General features: G+C 32.2%; 15 protein-coding genes. 6 read left to right on the top strand and 9 right to left on the bottom strand.

Annotated elements, in window-relative coordinates:
• Positions 1-8: 8 nt before the first annotated feature.
• On the bottom strand, positions 9-503 hold the full coding sequence (locus GQ40_RS01735; protein ID WP_047545189.1) for a YkgJ family cysteine cluster protein: 495 nt from the start codon (positions 501-503) through the stop codon (positions 9-11).
• Between the two features lie 56 nt (positions 504-559).
• On the opposite strand from GQ40_RS01735, the gene GQ40_RS01730 reads away from it, so the two are divergent.
• A complete protein-coding gene (locus tag GQ40_RS01730) occupies positions 560-1261 on the top strand; it encodes a class I SAM-dependent methyltransferase (protein ID WP_047551267.1) in 702 nt (233 codons plus the stop codon).
• A 59-nt stretch (positions 1262-1320) separates the two neighbouring features.
• On the opposite strand, the gene GQ40_RS01725 is transcribed toward GQ40_RS01730, so the two are convergent.
• The 5 genes from GQ40_RS01725 to GQ40_RS01705 form a co-directional block, all read right to left on the bottom strand.
• Positions 1321-1998, bottom strand: coding sequence for a hypothetical protein (locus tag GQ40_RS01725; protein ID WP_047545187.1), 678 nt, complete (start codon positions 1996-1998; stop codon positions 1321-1323).
• 15 nt (positions 1999-2013) lie between these two features.
• Complete coding sequence (locus GQ40_RS01720; protein ID WP_047545185.1) at positions 2014-3651, bottom strand: amidohydrolase; 1638 nt, start codon at positions 3649-3651, stop codon at positions 2014-2016.
• 116 nt (positions 3652-3767) lie between these two features.
• Positions 3768-5486 (bottom strand): TonB-dependent receptor, encoded by a 1719-nt coding sequence (locus tag GQ40_RS01715; protein WP_047545183.1) that lies wholly within the window; start codon positions 5484-5486, stop codon positions 3768-3770.
• A 23-nt stretch (positions 5487-5509) separates the two neighbouring features.
• A complete protein-coding gene (locus tag GQ40_RS01710; RefSeq protein WP_047545180.1) occupies positions 5510-6049 on the bottom strand; it encodes a gliding motility-associated C-terminal domain-containing protein in 540 nt (179 codons plus the stop codon).
• A 52-nt stretch (positions 6050-6101) separates the two neighbouring features.
• Positions 6102-9122 carry a tetratricopeptide repeat protein gene (locus GQ40_RS01705; RefSeq protein WP_047545177.1) on the bottom strand — a complete coding sequence of 1007 codons (3021 nt, stop codon included), beginning with the start codon at positions 9120-9122 and terminating at the stop codon, positions 6102-6104.
• Positions 9123-9436: 314 nt separating this feature from the next.
• Here GQ40_RS01705 and GQ40_RS01700 point away from each other — a divergent pair, with 314 nt between their 5' ends.
• The 3 genes from GQ40_RS01700 (at position 9437) to GQ40_RS01690 (ending at position 12157) form a co-directional block, all read left to right on the top strand.
• On the top strand, positions 9437-10120 hold the full coding sequence (locus GQ40_RS01700) for a cell division ATP-binding protein FtsE (RefSeq protein ID WP_047545176.1): 684 nt from the start codon (positions 9437-9439) through the stop codon (positions 10118-10120).
• A gap of 229 nt (positions 10121-10349) precedes the next feature.
• Positions 10350-11240 (top strand): glycosyltransferase family 2 protein, encoded by an 891-nt coding sequence (locus GQ40_RS01695; RefSeq protein WP_047545174.1) that lies wholly within the window; start codon positions 10350-10352, stop codon positions 11238-11240.
• Positions 11237-12157, top strand: a complete 921-nt coding sequence (locus tag GQ40_RS01690) for a glycosyltransferase family 2 protein (protein WP_047545172.1) — start codon at positions 11237-11239, stop codon at positions 12155-12157. Before GQ40_RS01695 ends, GQ40_RS01690 begins: the two co-directional genes overlap by 4 nt.
• Here the strand turns inward: GQ40_RS01690 and GQ40_RS01685 are convergent.
• Positions 12145-12531, bottom strand: coding sequence for a sugar 3,4-ketoisomerase (locus tag GQ40_RS01685; RefSeq protein WP_047545170.1), 387 nt, complete (start codon positions 12529-12531; stop codon positions 12145-12147). The genes GQ40_RS01690 and GQ40_RS01685 overlap by 13 nt on opposite strands.
• Positions 12521-13321, bottom strand: a complete 801-nt coding sequence (locus GQ40_RS01680; protein WP_047545169.1) for a hypothetical protein — start codon at positions 13319-13321, stop codon at positions 12521-12523. The genes GQ40_RS01685 and GQ40_RS01680 overlap by 11 nt, the downstream gene beginning before the upstream one ends.
• A gap of 91 nt (positions 13322-13412) precedes the next feature.
• Here GQ40_RS01680 and GQ40_RS01675 point away from each other — a divergent pair, with 91 nt between their 5' ends.
• Positions 13413-14552, top strand: coding sequence for a glycosyltransferase (locus tag GQ40_RS01675; RefSeq protein WP_047545167.1), 1140 nt, complete (start codon positions 13413-13415; stop codon positions 14550-14552).
• On the top strand, positions 14540-15487 hold the full coding sequence (locus tag GQ40_RS01670; RefSeq protein WP_047545165.1) for a sulfotransferase domain-containing protein: 948 nt from the start codon (positions 14540-14542) through the stop codon (positions 15485-15487). Before GQ40_RS01675 ends, GQ40_RS01670 begins: the two co-directional genes overlap by 13 nt.
• A gap of 67 nt (positions 15488-15554) precedes the next feature.
• On the opposite strand, the gene GQ40_RS01665 is transcribed toward GQ40_RS01670, so the two are convergent.
• Positions 15555-17021, bottom strand: a complete 1467-nt coding sequence (locus tag GQ40_RS01665) for an oligosaccharide flippase family protein (protein WP_047545163.1) — start codon at positions 17019-17021, stop codon at positions 15555-15557.
• Between the last annotated feature and the right edge of the window lie 5 nt (positions 17022-17026).

Genomic DNA, 17026 nt, shown 5'->3' with positions numbered 1-17026 from the left:
AATGATTATTAAAATTTAATTCGTTGTTTCATGGCTTCCACAATATTGAAAGCTGCAGGACAAATAGCCACGTTTTTTAAGGTTAAATTTGATATTTGCTGAAATTTCTTCCTATCAGTATGCGGGAATTCCCTACATGCTTTCGGTCTTACCTCATAAATAGAGCAATAGTTATCTTCTCCCAAAAACGTGCATGGTACAGATTGTAATACGTAGTCATTCTCTTCATCTAATCTCAAATACGTTTCTATAAATTGCTGTGGCTTTAATTTAAAAAATTTTGAGATACGCTCAATATCTTTTTGGGTAAAAAGCGGTCCAGTGGTTTTACAGCAATTGGCACAATCCAAACAATCTGTTCTCTCAAACTCGGCATCATGAAGCTCTTGCATCAAATAATCCAATTGCTTGGGTGGCTTTTTTTTGAGCTTAGTAAAGAAGGTTTTATTTTCCTTATGCTTATCTTTGGCGAGTTTGGGAAGATTATTTATGAAGTCCTGCATAACACAAAAATACTACTTTTATAAGATGGTCAATCAAATTCCGCATGACAAAAAATATGAATAAAGACCTTTTTGGCAAAGCCCTTCAAGATTATTTCAACAATAATTATACCGAAGACCTCATCACTTCAACTAATATTTCTGGTGAAGATGAGTTACCGCTTCCCTATTTATTCCGAAGTTATGCTGAAATGCCCAAACTAGAACAAAAGGCTTTACAATTAGCAAAAGGTAAGATTTTAGATGTGGGTTGTGGCTCTGGAAGTCACAGTTTGTATCTTCAAGAAAAAGGATTGACTGTTAAAGCTATAGATATTTCCGAAGGTGCTGTAAATGTAGCAAAGCAAAGAGGTGTTACTCAAGTTGAGCAAAAAGATATCCTGGACGAGACTGAAACATTTGATACCATTTTATTATTGATGAATGGTACTGGAATTTTCCAAAAAACATCCCAAGTTTCAACATATCTGAATCATTTAAAATCGCTTTTAACTCCTACAGGTCAAATCTTAATCGATTCCTCAGATATTAAATATATGTATGAAGATGATGATGGTGGACTTTGGATTGACACAAACGCCAATTACTACGGAGAATTGGATTATTATCTAAGTTACAAAGGTGAAGACGAGGAGCCTATGAAATGGTTATATCTCGATTTTGAACAATTAAAATTGGCTTGCGAAGCTGTTGGGTTACAGTGTGAAAAAGTTATGGATGGTGAGCATTTTGATTATTTGGCAAGGATTAATCAATAACATTTTTATAAAAATTTGCTGTAAATTTTATCAGATAATTAGCATATCCTACAATTGATTTAATTACAAGACGAATTATAAAAATTAACTATATCCTGTAAATCTTCTTTTACAAATTCCTTCTTTTCAATTTTCGCTTTTAATACAGGACAATCTTCAAAATACTCCATTGCTCGTTTTCTGAATGATTTTGTTAAACTCACTTGATTGAAAATTTGAGGCTTACTTCCTTCTCTCAAAATCATTACCTGGTTGTGACTTCCCATATAACCAGGCATATAAACTGGTGCACTTAATCCACTTGGTCCCGCAACTCCTGGTTGCCAAGTTCCCGCATTTTGAACTCTAACCGTACGTCCAACTAACTGTAAATTACCATCAACCATAAGTTCTACAAATCCAATTCTTGTCTGTTTGTTGTTTAAAAAAACAGGTATGTATTTTTCTGTTCTGGTCTTTACTATTCTTTCTCCATTAACTCTTTCTCTGTAATTGATAGTAAAAATGACATAATCAATATCAGTTGGCTGAAATTTTGTTTTGTTCTTTTTGCTCTTAGTTCTATACTTAAGTTTTTCTTTAGACAAGTTAATACCTTGAGAGATCATCGTTAATTTAGCTTCACCATCAAATACTTTTCCATCTTTGGTATGAACTTCGGCATCCGTCCAACTATATTGGGCAAAAGCCATATTTGCAAATAAAACTACACTTATAAAAGATAAAAATTTCTTCATTTTACTATACTAAATTTATAATTGTTTTTCTCCGTTCAAAAAAGTCTGCTCTACCTTAGTTTTAGGGATCTCATTCTGTTCAACTTTCATAATATCTCGATCCAAGATAATAAAATCTGCAAACTTACCGGTTTCAATACTTCCTTTTTCGTTCTCTTCAAAGTTAGAATAGGCTGCCCAAATGGTCATTCCTTTTAGAGTTTCTTCTCTTGATAATCCGTTTTCTTTTTGAAACCCGCCTTCTGGAGACTGTTCCAAATCTTGTCTTGCTACAGCTGCGTAAAATGTTAAAAACGGACTCACCTGCTCCACCGGAAAATCGGTCCCTAAAGCTACTTTTCCGTAGGCATCTAACAATTCTTTATAAGCATAAGCTCCTTTCACACGATCATCTCCCAACCTCTCCTTTGCCCAATACATATCACTCGTTGCATGTGTTGGCTGTATAGATGGCATGACGTTTTTAAATAAATCGAAATCTTTGGGAGAAACGACTTGTGCATGCTCCACTCGCCATCGTCTATCTTTTTTACTTCCTAAAACTTTATTGTACGTCTGTAAAACCGCATGGTTGGCACTATCACCAATAGCATGTGTATTCATTTGAAATTCTGAATTTGATATGCGCTGAGCCGATTTATTTATATGTTCTAAGGACATCACGGGCAAACCATGAGAACTATGCTTATCTGTATAAGGTTCTCGTAACAATGCACCTCTAGAACCCAATGCTCCATCTGCATAAAACTTAAAGGATCGCACATTAAGTCTATCGGTTTTTGTAATTCCTTTAGATAAAAAATGGTCTAAATTTGGTTGAGTACCAGGAACCATCATATATAGTCTTATCTTCAAGTCACCTGATTTTTGAAGACTATCAATCACATCAATAGTTTCTATCCAAGGTGAAGTAAAAATATCTGGACCAGCATCAGAAATTGTAGTCAATCCATTTTCAAAACAGATCTTTTGTGCAGCCATTAAGGCTTCTATAAGTTGTTTTTTTTCAAAATCAGGCCAGTTATCCATGACCAATTGTTCCGCATTATCTAAGAGAATCCCTGTTAACTTGCCCTGTTTCACCTCTACTTCCCCTCCATCAATACTGCTTTTGACTGTAACATTCCCTAAATCTAGGGCAGCTTGATTACAAAAAGAAGCGTGACCATCAATTCGTGTTAAAGCTACTGGTGTGTTTGGAAATAACTTATTTAAAATCGTATTATCTGGCATGTCTTTATCCTCCCAGTCATTTTGATCCCAACCTCTACCTTTAATAAATGGCATGTTATGTTTTTTCTGAAAGTCTAAAACACGTTTAACCATGTCTTCAAAACTTTTAACACCTACTAGGTTCACTTGTTTTTGTAATTGCCCCAAGGTTAGAAAATGAGCATGCGCATCAATTAAGCCAGGCAAAATTGTTTTACCATTGGCATCGATGACATTTTCCGAAGAAAATTTACTTTTTATCTCTTCGGAAGTTCCCACTTCCAAAAACCTTCCATCTTTTATGGCGAAGGCTTCTGCTTTTCCGAAGTTATCATCAACCGTATATATGTTAGCGTTGAATACGATAGCATCTACTTGTTGCTTTTCTTTAGAACATGAGAAGATGGTAAGTAATGCGATTAGGCAGAGTAGGTTTTTCATTAGTTGATTATTTTTGATTCGTTAAAAATACGAAAAGCATTCATTCTAAAAATTTAAGAATGAATGCTTTTAAATAGTAATGAGATCCTGAATCAAGTTCAGGATGACATACTGAGTTAAAAATCAAACTGATACGTTGCTCCAGCCAAAAACTGAATACCTTGAACGGGATAATTTAACCAACGGTTATAATTTTGATTGGCGATGTTATTCACTTTTGCAAAAGCAGAGAGTTGATCTGTAATTTTGTAACCTACATGTGCGTTGGCATCAAAATAACTATCTAAATTAATTGTTTGTGGAATTATCTCTACTGTACTTCCGCCAATTGGTATAAATAAATCTTTGCGCTCTCCTACAAAAAACACATTTGCACCAGCAAACCAATGTTCATCTATTTGATAGTCTAAAAATGCTGAGGCTTCTATGTCTGGAAGGTTCCATGCTTCAGCTTCGTTATCTGTATTGTAGGCAAAATAATCAGCTTTCAATCCGAGTTTGAAATTTCGGTTGATGTCCACATTCAATTCTCCTCCAATAGCGAAGGTTTTAACGTCGTCGTACGCTATTCCGAAGGAATTTCCAAATTGATAATTCTCTTGTTCTATACCCGAATCTGGATTAGATTTAAACAACCCTTTATTGTTTTCTGCCATGTATTGACCGCTCACATTATAGCTCATGCTATTTGAGAGTTTACCTTTAATTCCTACGGTTGCGCTATAAGCTTGATCTGTTGGTGCAATAAATAATGTTGGTGAAACGAACGGATTTTCTTGTGCAAAACCATAATATGAATTTTGATTGAGATCGCCTTTTAGGCTTCCGTAGGCAATGAGCAATTCATCCACCAAACGGTAACTCGCTGTAATATTTGGGTAGATAAAGAACTTGCCATCACTAGCTTCTGTATCGTTAAGATATACTAAATTAACACCCAAATCTAGGGTTAAATCGTCTTGTGTCATTTTATAGGTTGGCGATAATCCAAAAATAATATTGCTATAATTGAGCTCTTCGTTACCAAAGTAACTTTTATCGAAAGAACCACCAATGTAGTCAATTTTAACTTCAGCATTTACTATCTCATCTGCAACGGGAACATCAAAACCAGATTTTAAAATAAACCGATTTTCTCCGGAATCTTGATCATCACCAAATCTTCTAAATAAGACACTTCCTTTTTTGAAAATAGCATCATCAAATTTTATGTTTCCGCCAATATTTGCTGTGTAAAACGAATGACCAACATCAAAGGTTGGGATGGTTTGATCTGGCAAACCGTACCAATTATAAGATTGTAATTGAAAACCTCCTTCGACCTTCCAAGCGTAATCTCTCATTTTTTGGCTGTAATGTGCATTGAGGCCAGTTTCAGAAAAATTATTGTCAAAATTTACACCTTCAATGTCGCCTGCGGAAGAGTGATGGCTAAAATAACCGCCTACACGCTCTGTTCTGCTTATGGCATGATTGAGATATACTTCTCCAAGAATTGTGGTGTATGTACCCAAGCCTAAAGATGCATAATTATCGTACAGTTTTACTTGTTTTTCTTTATCTACGGTTGCTGCTTTTCCTTTTGCAGGCGTAAATGTTGATGCTACGGGAATTGAGAAAATATTATACTTAATTTCCTTTTTCTTTATTGTGGTAGAATCGTTTAACGTTGGTGTTTCCTTGATTTTAAAAGCATCTGAAATGGTTGGTGTATATGGTTTTACCACATTTACCACATCTGTATCAATCGTGTCTTTTTCACGTTCTTGGGCGAATGTGATGGCGAAGTTGCACGTTATAATTAATAGGATTATATATTTGAGTTTGTTTTTCATTGTTTTGATTTTGATTTGATGAATTAATTTGGCGGAAATGCTATTATTGGATCAAATTGACTACGTAGATTGCAACCATCAAAATTTGGCTCTGGATCTGCCCAAGTATATACACAAAATGATCCTGATTTACGAAAAGTCTCTTCATTTTCAATAACTATTTTGTATTTATAAGTTCCGTTAGAAACACCTGCTGCACCATTATTTTCATCTTGTGGATATCCTGGGAATAAATTTAAAATATCTGTGTAATCTGTGTTTTGAAATATTTCCTCATTATCGGAATTATAAATAGTTACTGTATGATTAGGATACAGGTCTATATTTCTAATTGAAAACATATCATTGTATGCATCTCCATTTTGGGTTACAATCGTGAACACTTCAATTTCTCCAGCAGATTGATCCAAATTATCAACATTTGCTCCAAAAACAGGATCTGTTGAACAACATCCTGCATATTTATTAATTACTTCTTCTTGATTATTATTGTCATCATCTCCGCATGAAAATATGGTGAAAATTGAAATCGCAATTATTGAAAATCTTAGTTTTTTAATCATCTTAATATTAGTTTGTTTTTCTATGAGATTCCTGCTTCCGCAGGAATTGGGTTTAATTTTTAGGTTGTACCGATGAATTCGTTTTCGCAGCTTTTGTTTTGATTCTGTCTAATTCTTGTTGTGCTTCAGCCACGACATCATCAAATTCTGGGAAATTATTAATCACACTTTCCAGAATGTAAGTCGCCTGGAAAGCATCACCTAAAGCATCATAATTTTTTGCCATGACAACTAATCCTTTTGCACTGTAATATTTGTAGCTACTATAATCTCTCGCCAATTTTTGAACGGTCGTATTTGAAGATTCGTAGTTACCATCTTTATTTTTGAAATAGGCATTGTAGAACAACGCTTCTGCTGCCAAAGCACCTGTTGCAATTTTTTCAACCTCAGCATACGCGATTTTTGCTTTACTCTCATTACCCGTTTTAATAGCAGAACGTGCTATTATAATTTGCGCATCACTTTTTACCTTATTATCAATTTTAGAATTTTGAAGTGATTTTTCAGCATAGTTAACTGCTTCACTGTAATTCTCTTTTTGGTAAAAGGCATTCATTAAATTGGATTGGGCGTAAGTGATATTTTGCGGATAATCGGCTTCATTTTCCAAACGCTTTAATAATGGGATTGCTTTATCCCAGTTTTTGTTACTTAAATAAATTTCAGAAAGTTTAACCAAAGCTTGTTCAGTAAATTCTCCTTTTTGCTTGTTTACAACATATTCATAATGCGGTTTTGCATTATCTGGCAATTCTTTTTTGGAGTACATTTCAGCTAAATAAAAATGTGATTTTAGAGCATGCATTCCGTTAGGAAACTCATTTAAATATTTATTGAATTGACGAATTGCGTTATCTGTATTGTTATCCAGATATTGTTTTTCTGCAGCTAAATAAGATGTATTATCCAATTCTGCATCTGTCACATCAATATAATCCAAGGTTTTTACCCAAGCTGCATAGTCTTCAACGCGACCTAAATCAATATAGATCAATCGCGCAGTTGCTACCGCTTGATTAGCTTCCGCAGTAGACGGAAAATCTTTTGCTACTGTTTTAAATTTATTCAAAGCACGCTCATTATCGCTCGTATTATAATACGATAATCCCTGTCTCAACAACGCTTTTGGAATAAAAACACTGGTACTGTATTCTTGATTTAAGCGATCGTACATCGCCATCGCCTTATCTGTTTCATTAGCTTTTATATACGAATTTGCCAGTTCATACATGGCGTCATCGCGTAATGAGGAATTCTTAAAATTATTTATAAAAGCCACCAGACCCTTGATTTTATTGGAGCCTTCACCAATATAACCGTAACTCATCGTTTTTTGAAACGTCGCATAGTCAGCTTCAATTTCATTGATTGCAATCGCTTTTTCATAAGCAGAAATCGCATTACTGTAATTACTCGAAACGAAATATCCATCGCCAAGTCTTAAATACGCATCATTTAAACGCAATTTATCCTCTTTATGCTTATCAATAAATTTCTGGAAACTCTCTGTTGACTTTGTGTAATTTTTCAGTTTAAAGTAGGTGTAACCAATATTGTAGTCGATATTATTGATTTCATTTACTTCGGAAGCTTCGCCTTGTTGCTCAAATTGTTTAAAGCCTATTAAGGCATTGTCGTAATTATTGAGATGGTAATCTGTCTCTGCTTCCCAAAACGTTCCTCTTGCAGTAAATACAGGATCTTTAGCTTCTTTAACAGATGCATTAAACAATTTTTTAGCCTCATTATAATCACCTTCATTATAAACCTCAATACCTCTGTAAAAGGCTACTTTTTGAAATGCTACTCTATTTTCAAAACTCTTTTTACCTTCTAATAGTTTGATAGCTTCCTTGTAGTTTTTTGACGTGATGTAGGAGTCAATCAATAAGGTTTCAATCTCTTCTTTATAACCTGTCTCTGGATATTTCTCTAAATAACTTGTCAAAATCTGCGGAACCGATTGATACGGATTCCCAATTTCATAACTAATCTTGGCATAGTTTAACCAAGCATCTTCCTGGATTTTTAGATCATAGTCCATTTGCGACGCATTACGAAATGCATTCAATGCTTCTTGTTTTTTATTAAGATTGATGTAGCTCTCACCCAAATGATAGTATGCGTTTTGAGCAACACTGTTATCTCCACCTATAATTTTATTAAATTCTGAAACTGCAGCTTCAAAATCGTTTTGTTTGTAATAGGCATATCCCAATTGGTAATAATCGATGTTATTCCATTTGCCACGTTGACCTTTATAATCCTTTAGATACGGGATTGCTTCAGCATATTGCTCCAGATTAAAATAGCTTTCTCCTATAATTTTTGAAAGCTCAGATTTCTCTTGCGGACTACTTTTACTCATTTGTGCTTTAGCAAGTTCGATAGCCTTTTCGAATTTACCGAGCTTAAAATTTAAGTCGGCTTGGTAGTAGGATAGCTTTTCCTGGTATTTTTCCTCTTCACTAACCTGATCAAAATATTCGTTTGCCTTATCATAATCATCACCTTCATAGGCCATAAAACCAATGTAATATTTTGCTTGAGAACCATATTCTTTTGAAGTGACAACACGATTGAGATAGGTATTGGCACCTGCTTCGTCATCTGTAGAATAGAGCGTATAACCGTAATTAAAATTAAATTTATCACGCTCAGATCTTGCAATACTATTCTCATCTACTTTATCATACCATTTTCTTGCGTATGCATATTTTCCGTTGGCAAAATAATAGTCTGCTACATCTAAAAAAGCAGTATTTCTTTTGGTGCTGGTTGGATAATCCTCTACAAAATCCTGAATAAGATCATCTGCATTTTGCTGATTCAATCGCACCGCACAATTGGCAATGTAATATGCGCAATCTGACTCTAAGGTCTCGTTTGGAGCGTCTTCTTTTATGGTTTCAAATAAAGATTGTGCTGCTTGATATTGTTGATTGTTATAAAGGGTAAGTGCTTTTTGATACTCGACCAAATCACTGGTATATGTTGCAGATTGTTGTGCTTGCACGTGCAAAGCAAATAGAAAAAAGCCAAGTACAATGCTTAGTTTTTTAAAAGTCATAAAGTTCGATTTTTAATTGATGCCAAAGATAATTTATCTTCAAACCTATAACGTAACATTTATGCTATAATTATACACAAGGTTATTAATAATTTGATGTTTTGCGAAAACTGAAGTTTATTTCTCATCCTCAATTTTATATAGATATTCATTAAAGAAAATGTACTTTCCCTTCTTTTTTGAGAATTCCAATTTCCGAAGTGATAAAATCACACCTTAATTTTTTAATTAATTTCAGGAATTTGATTTGTAAGAATTAGAATTTGATTTTTTTTATAATACTTTTACAATTCAATATAAATTCTCTTTTCCGAATGTCTGAAACTGTTTTACAACTCAAAAATGCATCTATCTATCAAGGCGATAGTTTGGTATTGGCTGATGTTAATTTTGAAATGAATAAAGGTGATTTTGTTTATCTTATTGGTAAAACAGGAAGTGGGAAAAGTAGTTTTATGAAAACGCTCTATGGCGATCTTCAACTTACCGAGGGCGAAGGGCATATTGTTGATTATGACTTGCGCACAATGAAAGAGAAGGACATTCCTTTTTTGAGGCGTAAATTGGGAATCGTGTTTCAGGATTTTAAATTGTTACCAGATAGAACTATCAATAACAACCTAGAATTCGTTTTAAAAGCTACAGGCTGGAAAGATAAAACTAAAATAAAGGAGCGTATCGAATCTGTTTTGGATAAGGTTGCGATGAAAACCAAAGGGTTTAAATTTCCGCATGAATTATCTGGTGGAGAACAACAACGTATTGCTATTGCTAGAGCGTTATTGAATAACCCAGAATTAATCCTGGCAGATGAGCCAACAGGTAATCTTGATCCTCAAACCAGTATTGAGGTCATGGAAGTTTTACGTGACATCAACAATAACGGTAACACGATTTTAATGGCAACCCATGACTATGCATTGTTACTTAAATACCCTAGCAAAACACTAAAATGTGATGATAACAAGGTGTTTGAAGTCGTACAGAGAAAAGGTTGAATTATTTATGTTTTTTTCTGAACAATAATACAAATCCATCAATAACGGGTAAACTTGTTATTGTTTTTTTAAATGAGGTTTCTTGGTTTAAAGGGAAAGGACTCATAAAGCAATCAACATATTACATATATCCTATCTTAACTCAACAATTCCAAATACATTAGCAAAAGTAGTCACTCCACGATCTTACTATCATAAAAAGTGTATTTTTGATTAATTACAAATCTTTATGCTCTCTGTATTAATTCCTGTTTACAATTATGATATAACAAGGTTGGTGAATCGACTTCACGAGCAACTCATCGCTAATGACATCATTTTTGAGATCATAATTTTAGATGATGGTTCCACTAATGATTGTCATATTATTAATGCTGAAATCGAAAAACTATCCCATACGTGCCATATCATTTCAAGTTCTAACTGCGGAAGAGTTGCTACGAGACAAAAGCTCGCAGAACAAGCCAAGCACGAATGGCTTTTATTTTTGGATGCAGATGTGATGCCAAAAACGCAAGATTTCATTTCCAATTATATAAACTATACTCCTAGAAATCATGATGCTATTTATGGCGGATTTGCATATAATGAAGAAAAACCTAGAGATGAATTCATCTTACGCTGGACCTACGGAAGATCTAACGAACAAGTACCTGCATCCCTTCGTAATAAGACACCTTACAAAATAGTGATATCGGCTAATTTTATGATTAAGAAAGCTGTATTTAAAAGATTAAATTCTAAAATAACCCAAAAAGGTTATGGTTATGACAATTACTTTGGTGCGTTATTAAAAACGGAAAATGTCAATGTACTTCACATTGACAATGAGGTTATACATAATGGTTTAGAAGATAATTTGATTTATCTAAATAAAATAGAGAAATCTGTAGATACACTATTAAAGCTCGATAGACAAAACAAACTTGAAAAAACAGAAAACAGCTTAATTACAACCTTTAGATCATTAAAAAAATGGAGGCTCAATTACCCTATCTCATGGATTTACAGGTTTTCCAATTCCATTTTGAGAAAGCATTTATTGAGTCAAAACCCGAAAGTTATGGTATTACAATTCTATAAATTGGGTTACATTTGTTATCAAGATTTAAATTCATGAATCCATTTTTTTCTGTAGTCATATCTGTTTACAACAAAGAAGATTATATTTCTGGGACTATACGATCTGTAATCAATCAAACCTTTCAAGATTTTGAGGTTATTATAGTTAACGATGGTTCGACAGATAAAAGTCTGAAGATTATAAATCAATTTGATGATCCTAGAATCATTATTATAAATCAAGAAAATAAGGGTGCCTCTCATGCCAGGAATCAAGGTATAAAATCTGCTAAAGGAACTTTTATTGCTTTATTGGATGGTGATGATCTTTGGGATGAGAAATTTCTAGAAAACATTCATAAAGCTATTTATCAATATCCTGACGAATCTGTTTTCACTTCCGCAATTGCACATAAATATAATACTGAAATTCAACCCGTAAGCTATAGTTTTAATTCTAAAAAAGAGATTTTAATTCTTGACTATTTTGAAGCAAGTCAAGACCATACCATATTATCAGGTTCAAGTACTGTTTTTAGAAAAAGCATAATTGCTGTTACCGGTAATTTTGATGAAAGTATTACATCTGGCGAAGACACAGATTTATGGATACGCTTTGGCATACATCACAAAATAATATTCATAAATAAAATTTTAGTTTATTATATTTTTATCAATGATAGTTTATCGAATTCTGATTATAATTTGAAAATGAAACCTAAATTTGATAAATATATTGAAGAAGAAAAAAATAATCATTACCTCAAAAAATTTCTAGATAGAAACCGCTTTTCGCTATCTATTTTGAGTAAATTACATAATGACAAAGACTCTTTTGAGTTTTATAAAAACTCTCTTTCAGTAAAAAATTTAACTTTTAAAAGACAAGTTTTATTGAACAGTCCAAAATGGTTAATTTTAGCTTTGTTAAAATTAAAATCATTAACCGGGAAAAAGTTGTATTATAAATCTTGAAACTCAATGTAGTCTCTTATATAATCATTTTCATCAAACTCTCCAGAAGCTAAGACCAAACACACTGCTCCAGAAGAAAAATTATCTAATTCTCTCCAAATACCGCTAGGAATCAACAAACCCTTATTGGGTTTATTAAGCATTACTCGTTTTTTAAATTTTCCGTCGTCAAGTACAACTTCAAAACTACCACTAAGTGCTACTAAAAACTCTTGTTGTTCTTTATGGGAATGACCTCCACGAAACGCATCACTAGGCACATCATATAAATAGTAAACTCTTTTTACAGGATAAGGAATACAATCTTTCTCAATGACCGCTAGATTACCTCGTGGATCTGAAATTTTTGGAATGTCAATTATGTTAATTTTCATGTAATTGGTCTATTATTCCCTTACGTTTTAATTCTTTATATTTTTTTATACCTTTTAAGCCTACTGATAATTTATACGTAACATCACTTAATCCAATATATTTATTATCTAAAAGGAAATAAATATATTTTAATAACCAAAGATAACTCAAATTTCCATGAAACCTTTGGTGCATTGCTGCTCTAGTATATATTGCATTATCACTTCCCATTTTACGACCAGAACTTTCATTTGGGTGCATCACTATGGTTTTAGAAACATGCTGCATTAATAAGCCTTTATCAAGAGCATTTCTTAAAAAAACATATTCCGTAGCGCCTTTGAAAGTTGATCCAACTCCAAAATAATAATTAAAATAGACAGTATTTTCTTTAAAAACAGATCTTCTAAATGTTATTACCCAAGTGTAAATTTTTTTTAAGGTCTGTTTATTATGCACACCTTGATTGTAGTAATTGGTATAGAGTTTTCCTTGCTCATCAATTGCCTCAAAAGATATTAAGGAAGCTCTGGGAAATTCAATGTAAGCGCTTTGAAGAATCGAAAATAATTTGGATTGATATACAATATCGTCATCAGACATTAAACAAATGTCTTTTGAAGCATTCCTTATTGCTAAATTTCTACTAGCAGGCGAACCTCTTTCAAATGAGTTGATAACCTTAATTTTGGAATTATTAGAAACAAGAAGTTTATCTTCATTGGTTTGATTTATAATGATAATATAGAAATCATCAATGTCATTATGTTGAAACATGGGCTTAAGAAAATCTAAATCTTCTTTAAACATCGTTGATATTAAAATTTCAATACTTAATGACATTAACTAATAAACTGCTATGTGAGAGGAATTCTTATTTTTGCTTAAAAGTAATATTTTTATGCGAATATTGTTGGTTGGAGAATATAGCAGACTTCATAATTCTCTTAAGGAAGGATTGATTGAGCTAGGTCACGAAGTTGTTATCGTTGGTAATGGTGATGGGTTTAAAAAATATCCAGTTGATATATTCTTAGATCATTCTTTCCACAGCCCTTTTTTGAAAAAGATTAAAGTCGCATTTTATAAACTAACATCAATTAATCTTGGCGCCTTAGAAGTTTACTTAAAAGCCCTTTTCAAAATGAATAAAATGAAAGGTTTTGATGTAGTTCAGCTTATAAATGAATCGCCATTGGCCATACAAGCAAAATATGAAAAACGATTTATAAAAAAATTGCTTGCAAACAATAAAAAGTTATTCTTATTATCTTGCGGTATTGATTATCAATGCATGACATTTATGATGGAAGGTAAATTTAAATATAGCATCATGAGTCCTTTTCTAGAAGATAAATCACTATTTGAGTTGTATAAATTTCAGTTACAATATTTAACCCCAGAGTTTACAGATTTACACCATTTTATTTATGAAAATTGCGATGGTGTTATTTCTACAGATATGGATTATCATTTACCTCTATTGGGAAATAAGAAATATTTAGGATTAATACCTAATGCTATAAACACAAACAAAATAAAATTCATACCTATTAATGCTAATAGTGGGAAAATTAAAATTTTTCATGGCATCAATACATCTGCTGTAGTAAAAAAAGGAAACCATTATTTCACTGGGGCTTTAAAAATTATTGAACAAAAATATCCAGATAATGTAGAAATCATTACAACTTACAGCATACCATATAATGAATATATAAAATATTATGACGGTTGTCATATTTTATTAGATCAAGCTTATGGTTACGATCAAGGGTATAATGCCCTGGAAGCTATGGCTAAAGGAAAAGTTGTTTTTACAGGTGCAGAGCAGGAATGGTTAGATTATTATGGATTAGAGAAAAATACAGTAGCTATAAATGCAGAACCAAGTGTAAATAATATTGTCGAAAATTTAGAATGGTTGATTAATAATCCTGAGCAGATTGAAACAATATCAAAAAATGCTCGTGAATTTATTGAGAAAGAACATGATTATTTGAGCATAACAAAAAAATATCTCTCGACTTGGAAAAACTAAAAACAAATAATTTTCCAAACCTTTTTATTCCAGGAGCTGCAAAATCTGGAACAAGTACTTTATATGACTTGTTAAATCAACATCCTGAAATTAGTATGTCATCAACTAAAGAACCTTTTTATATGGTTCACGAAGATTTTGATTCGAAAATCAATTTATTAAATTCAAAATACAAAGAACTTTTTAATACTGAAGATACTATAAAATATAGAGGAGACGCTAGTACCGCATATATGCTCTTTCCTAATTTTATTGAAAGAGCAAAAACGCAACTTAACTTCCAAAAAAAATTCATCTTTATCTTAAGAAATCCCGTAGATCGAATTTATTCAGCCTATTGGTACATTAAGGGATTAGGAAGTGAGTCACTTGACTTTAAAAACGCTGTACTCAAAGATATACACGATGAACCATCTATCAAATCAATGCTTCCCGAGGGTAAGTTCAAACATTATTTTCAATATGGACTGTACGGAAAATGGATTAAAAGATTTTATGACAATTTTGACTCTAAAGACATTAAAATCATATTATTCGAAGACTTAAAGGAAGATCCTTTGAAAATAGCAAACGAATGTTTTAGATTTTTGAATTTATATGAAATAGATTCAATTGATGAATTCAAATCAAATGAAACTATAATTTTAAAATATCCTTACATTCATAAAAATGCTATGAAAATAATTAGAGGTAAAGTTAAATTTCTTAAACCATTAAAATTCATTATCCCTAAAAAATTTAAAATATATATTAAAAACAATGTTCCTAACTTAATTATTAGCAAAACTAAATCTAATAAAAAATACCCAAAATTATCAACAGAAGAACGAAATTGGTTAGCAGAACTTTACAAAGATGACTTCTTAGTACTTCAAAAAAAAACTAATCTGGATTTTAGAAAATGGAAAGATTTTCATCAAGATGTTGAAATCTAACCTTAAATGAAGCTTTAATTATTTATAAATAGAATGAGTTATAGAAATTAACCATTTTAAATTTAAATTATTTCTTCAATATTGATTTAAACTCTACTCTTTTATCCAACTCACGATATGAATAAACTATTGTGACAATTATTAAGATAAAGAACGTCAAATATCTTATAATAAGTTGGTTTATATAGGTTGCAAAAAAAGTCGCAATTGAAAGCCCAAAAAGTATGAGAAATATTTTAATTAAATTTTTATCTAAACTAATTTGATAATTCTTTGTTGTAATTATTTTAATTCCAAAGAAATGTATAATATAGTACAAAAAGAAACTAATCCCCAAACCTTCCAAGCCATAAAAATAATAGCCTGAAATATTCAATCCAAGCATTATAGTATTAAAAAAAATAGCAGTTTTTAAAAATAACCTGGAATCACCTTTAGCGAGTATCACATAACCCATCGAAAATGATACTGTTTTAAATAAGACACCAAGAATTGCCCAAGACACAAATGGAGTAATCACTAAGAATGATTCTGTGTAAAGCAATCTGACAATTATTGGTAAAAATGATAAAAAGGCTACAACTAAAGGACCAATGATCAATATACCAATAACAGATTGATTAGTCACAATTGTATTTACTTCTTTTAAATTATCGATTACACCTGATAGCTTAGGAAAATAGTCTGTACGCATAGCATTAAAAATCATCCCAACGTAAGAGTTTATAATCATAAATCCAGCCACATAAAAACCCACAATATCAACACCTCCAACATGACTTAAATACAACTGAAATACATAAGCTGCGACAAGTGTTATTGAGCCTCTTAGACTTAGCATCAACCCTAAACTTAACATGTCTTTGGCCTTTTTAAATGCTTCTTTATTGGATAATGGAGTGGTAACCAATTTTATCTTCTTTGAATAGAACCGACTTACTAAAAGCGCTCCAAGTGAGGAAATAATGATAACTGGAACAATCGCATCTAATCTATAAAAATAATAAAGTGGTAGGCTTACAAGAAGTCCTATAAAATTACCTAGCAAATTAGCTTTGGCTAGTAACTTAAGCTTTCTAAAACCTTGGAGTTTAGCTAATTGTCCTGCTGTAAGTTGATTGAACAATAACGAAACTGAAAGCCACATAAAAGCAATCGTATATTGGTAACCGTCAAAAGCCAAATAACTTAGCAATGGAGAAAACATTAGTGTTACAATAACTCCCAAAAGCCCAGTAAACCAAACAACCTTTCTAATGGTAGCAATGATGAGATTGGTTTCTTTGGAGTCTCCTTTACTTTCGGTAAGTGCGATTTCTCTAACAGCAGTTGTACTTAATCCTAGTTTTGTAAACTCACCGATAACATTCAAGGTAGAGGATAGAAGTCCCAAAATTCCCATTCCCGTCGGACCAATCCAAATCGCAACTACTTTTGACCTAATTATTGAAATTAAGATATTAAATACTTGTACAGCACCAAAAAGGGAAGTAGATTTTAAAATGCTGGTATAGTCATTTTTATTTTTTGACATGTATC

The organism is Psychroserpens sp. Hel_I_66 (assembly GCF_000799465.1).
Lineage (GTDB): Bacteria > Bacteroidota > Bacteroidia > Flavobacteriales > Flavobacteriaceae > Psychroserpens.
This window is presented reverse-complemented; position numbering and strand designations above follow the sequence as displayed.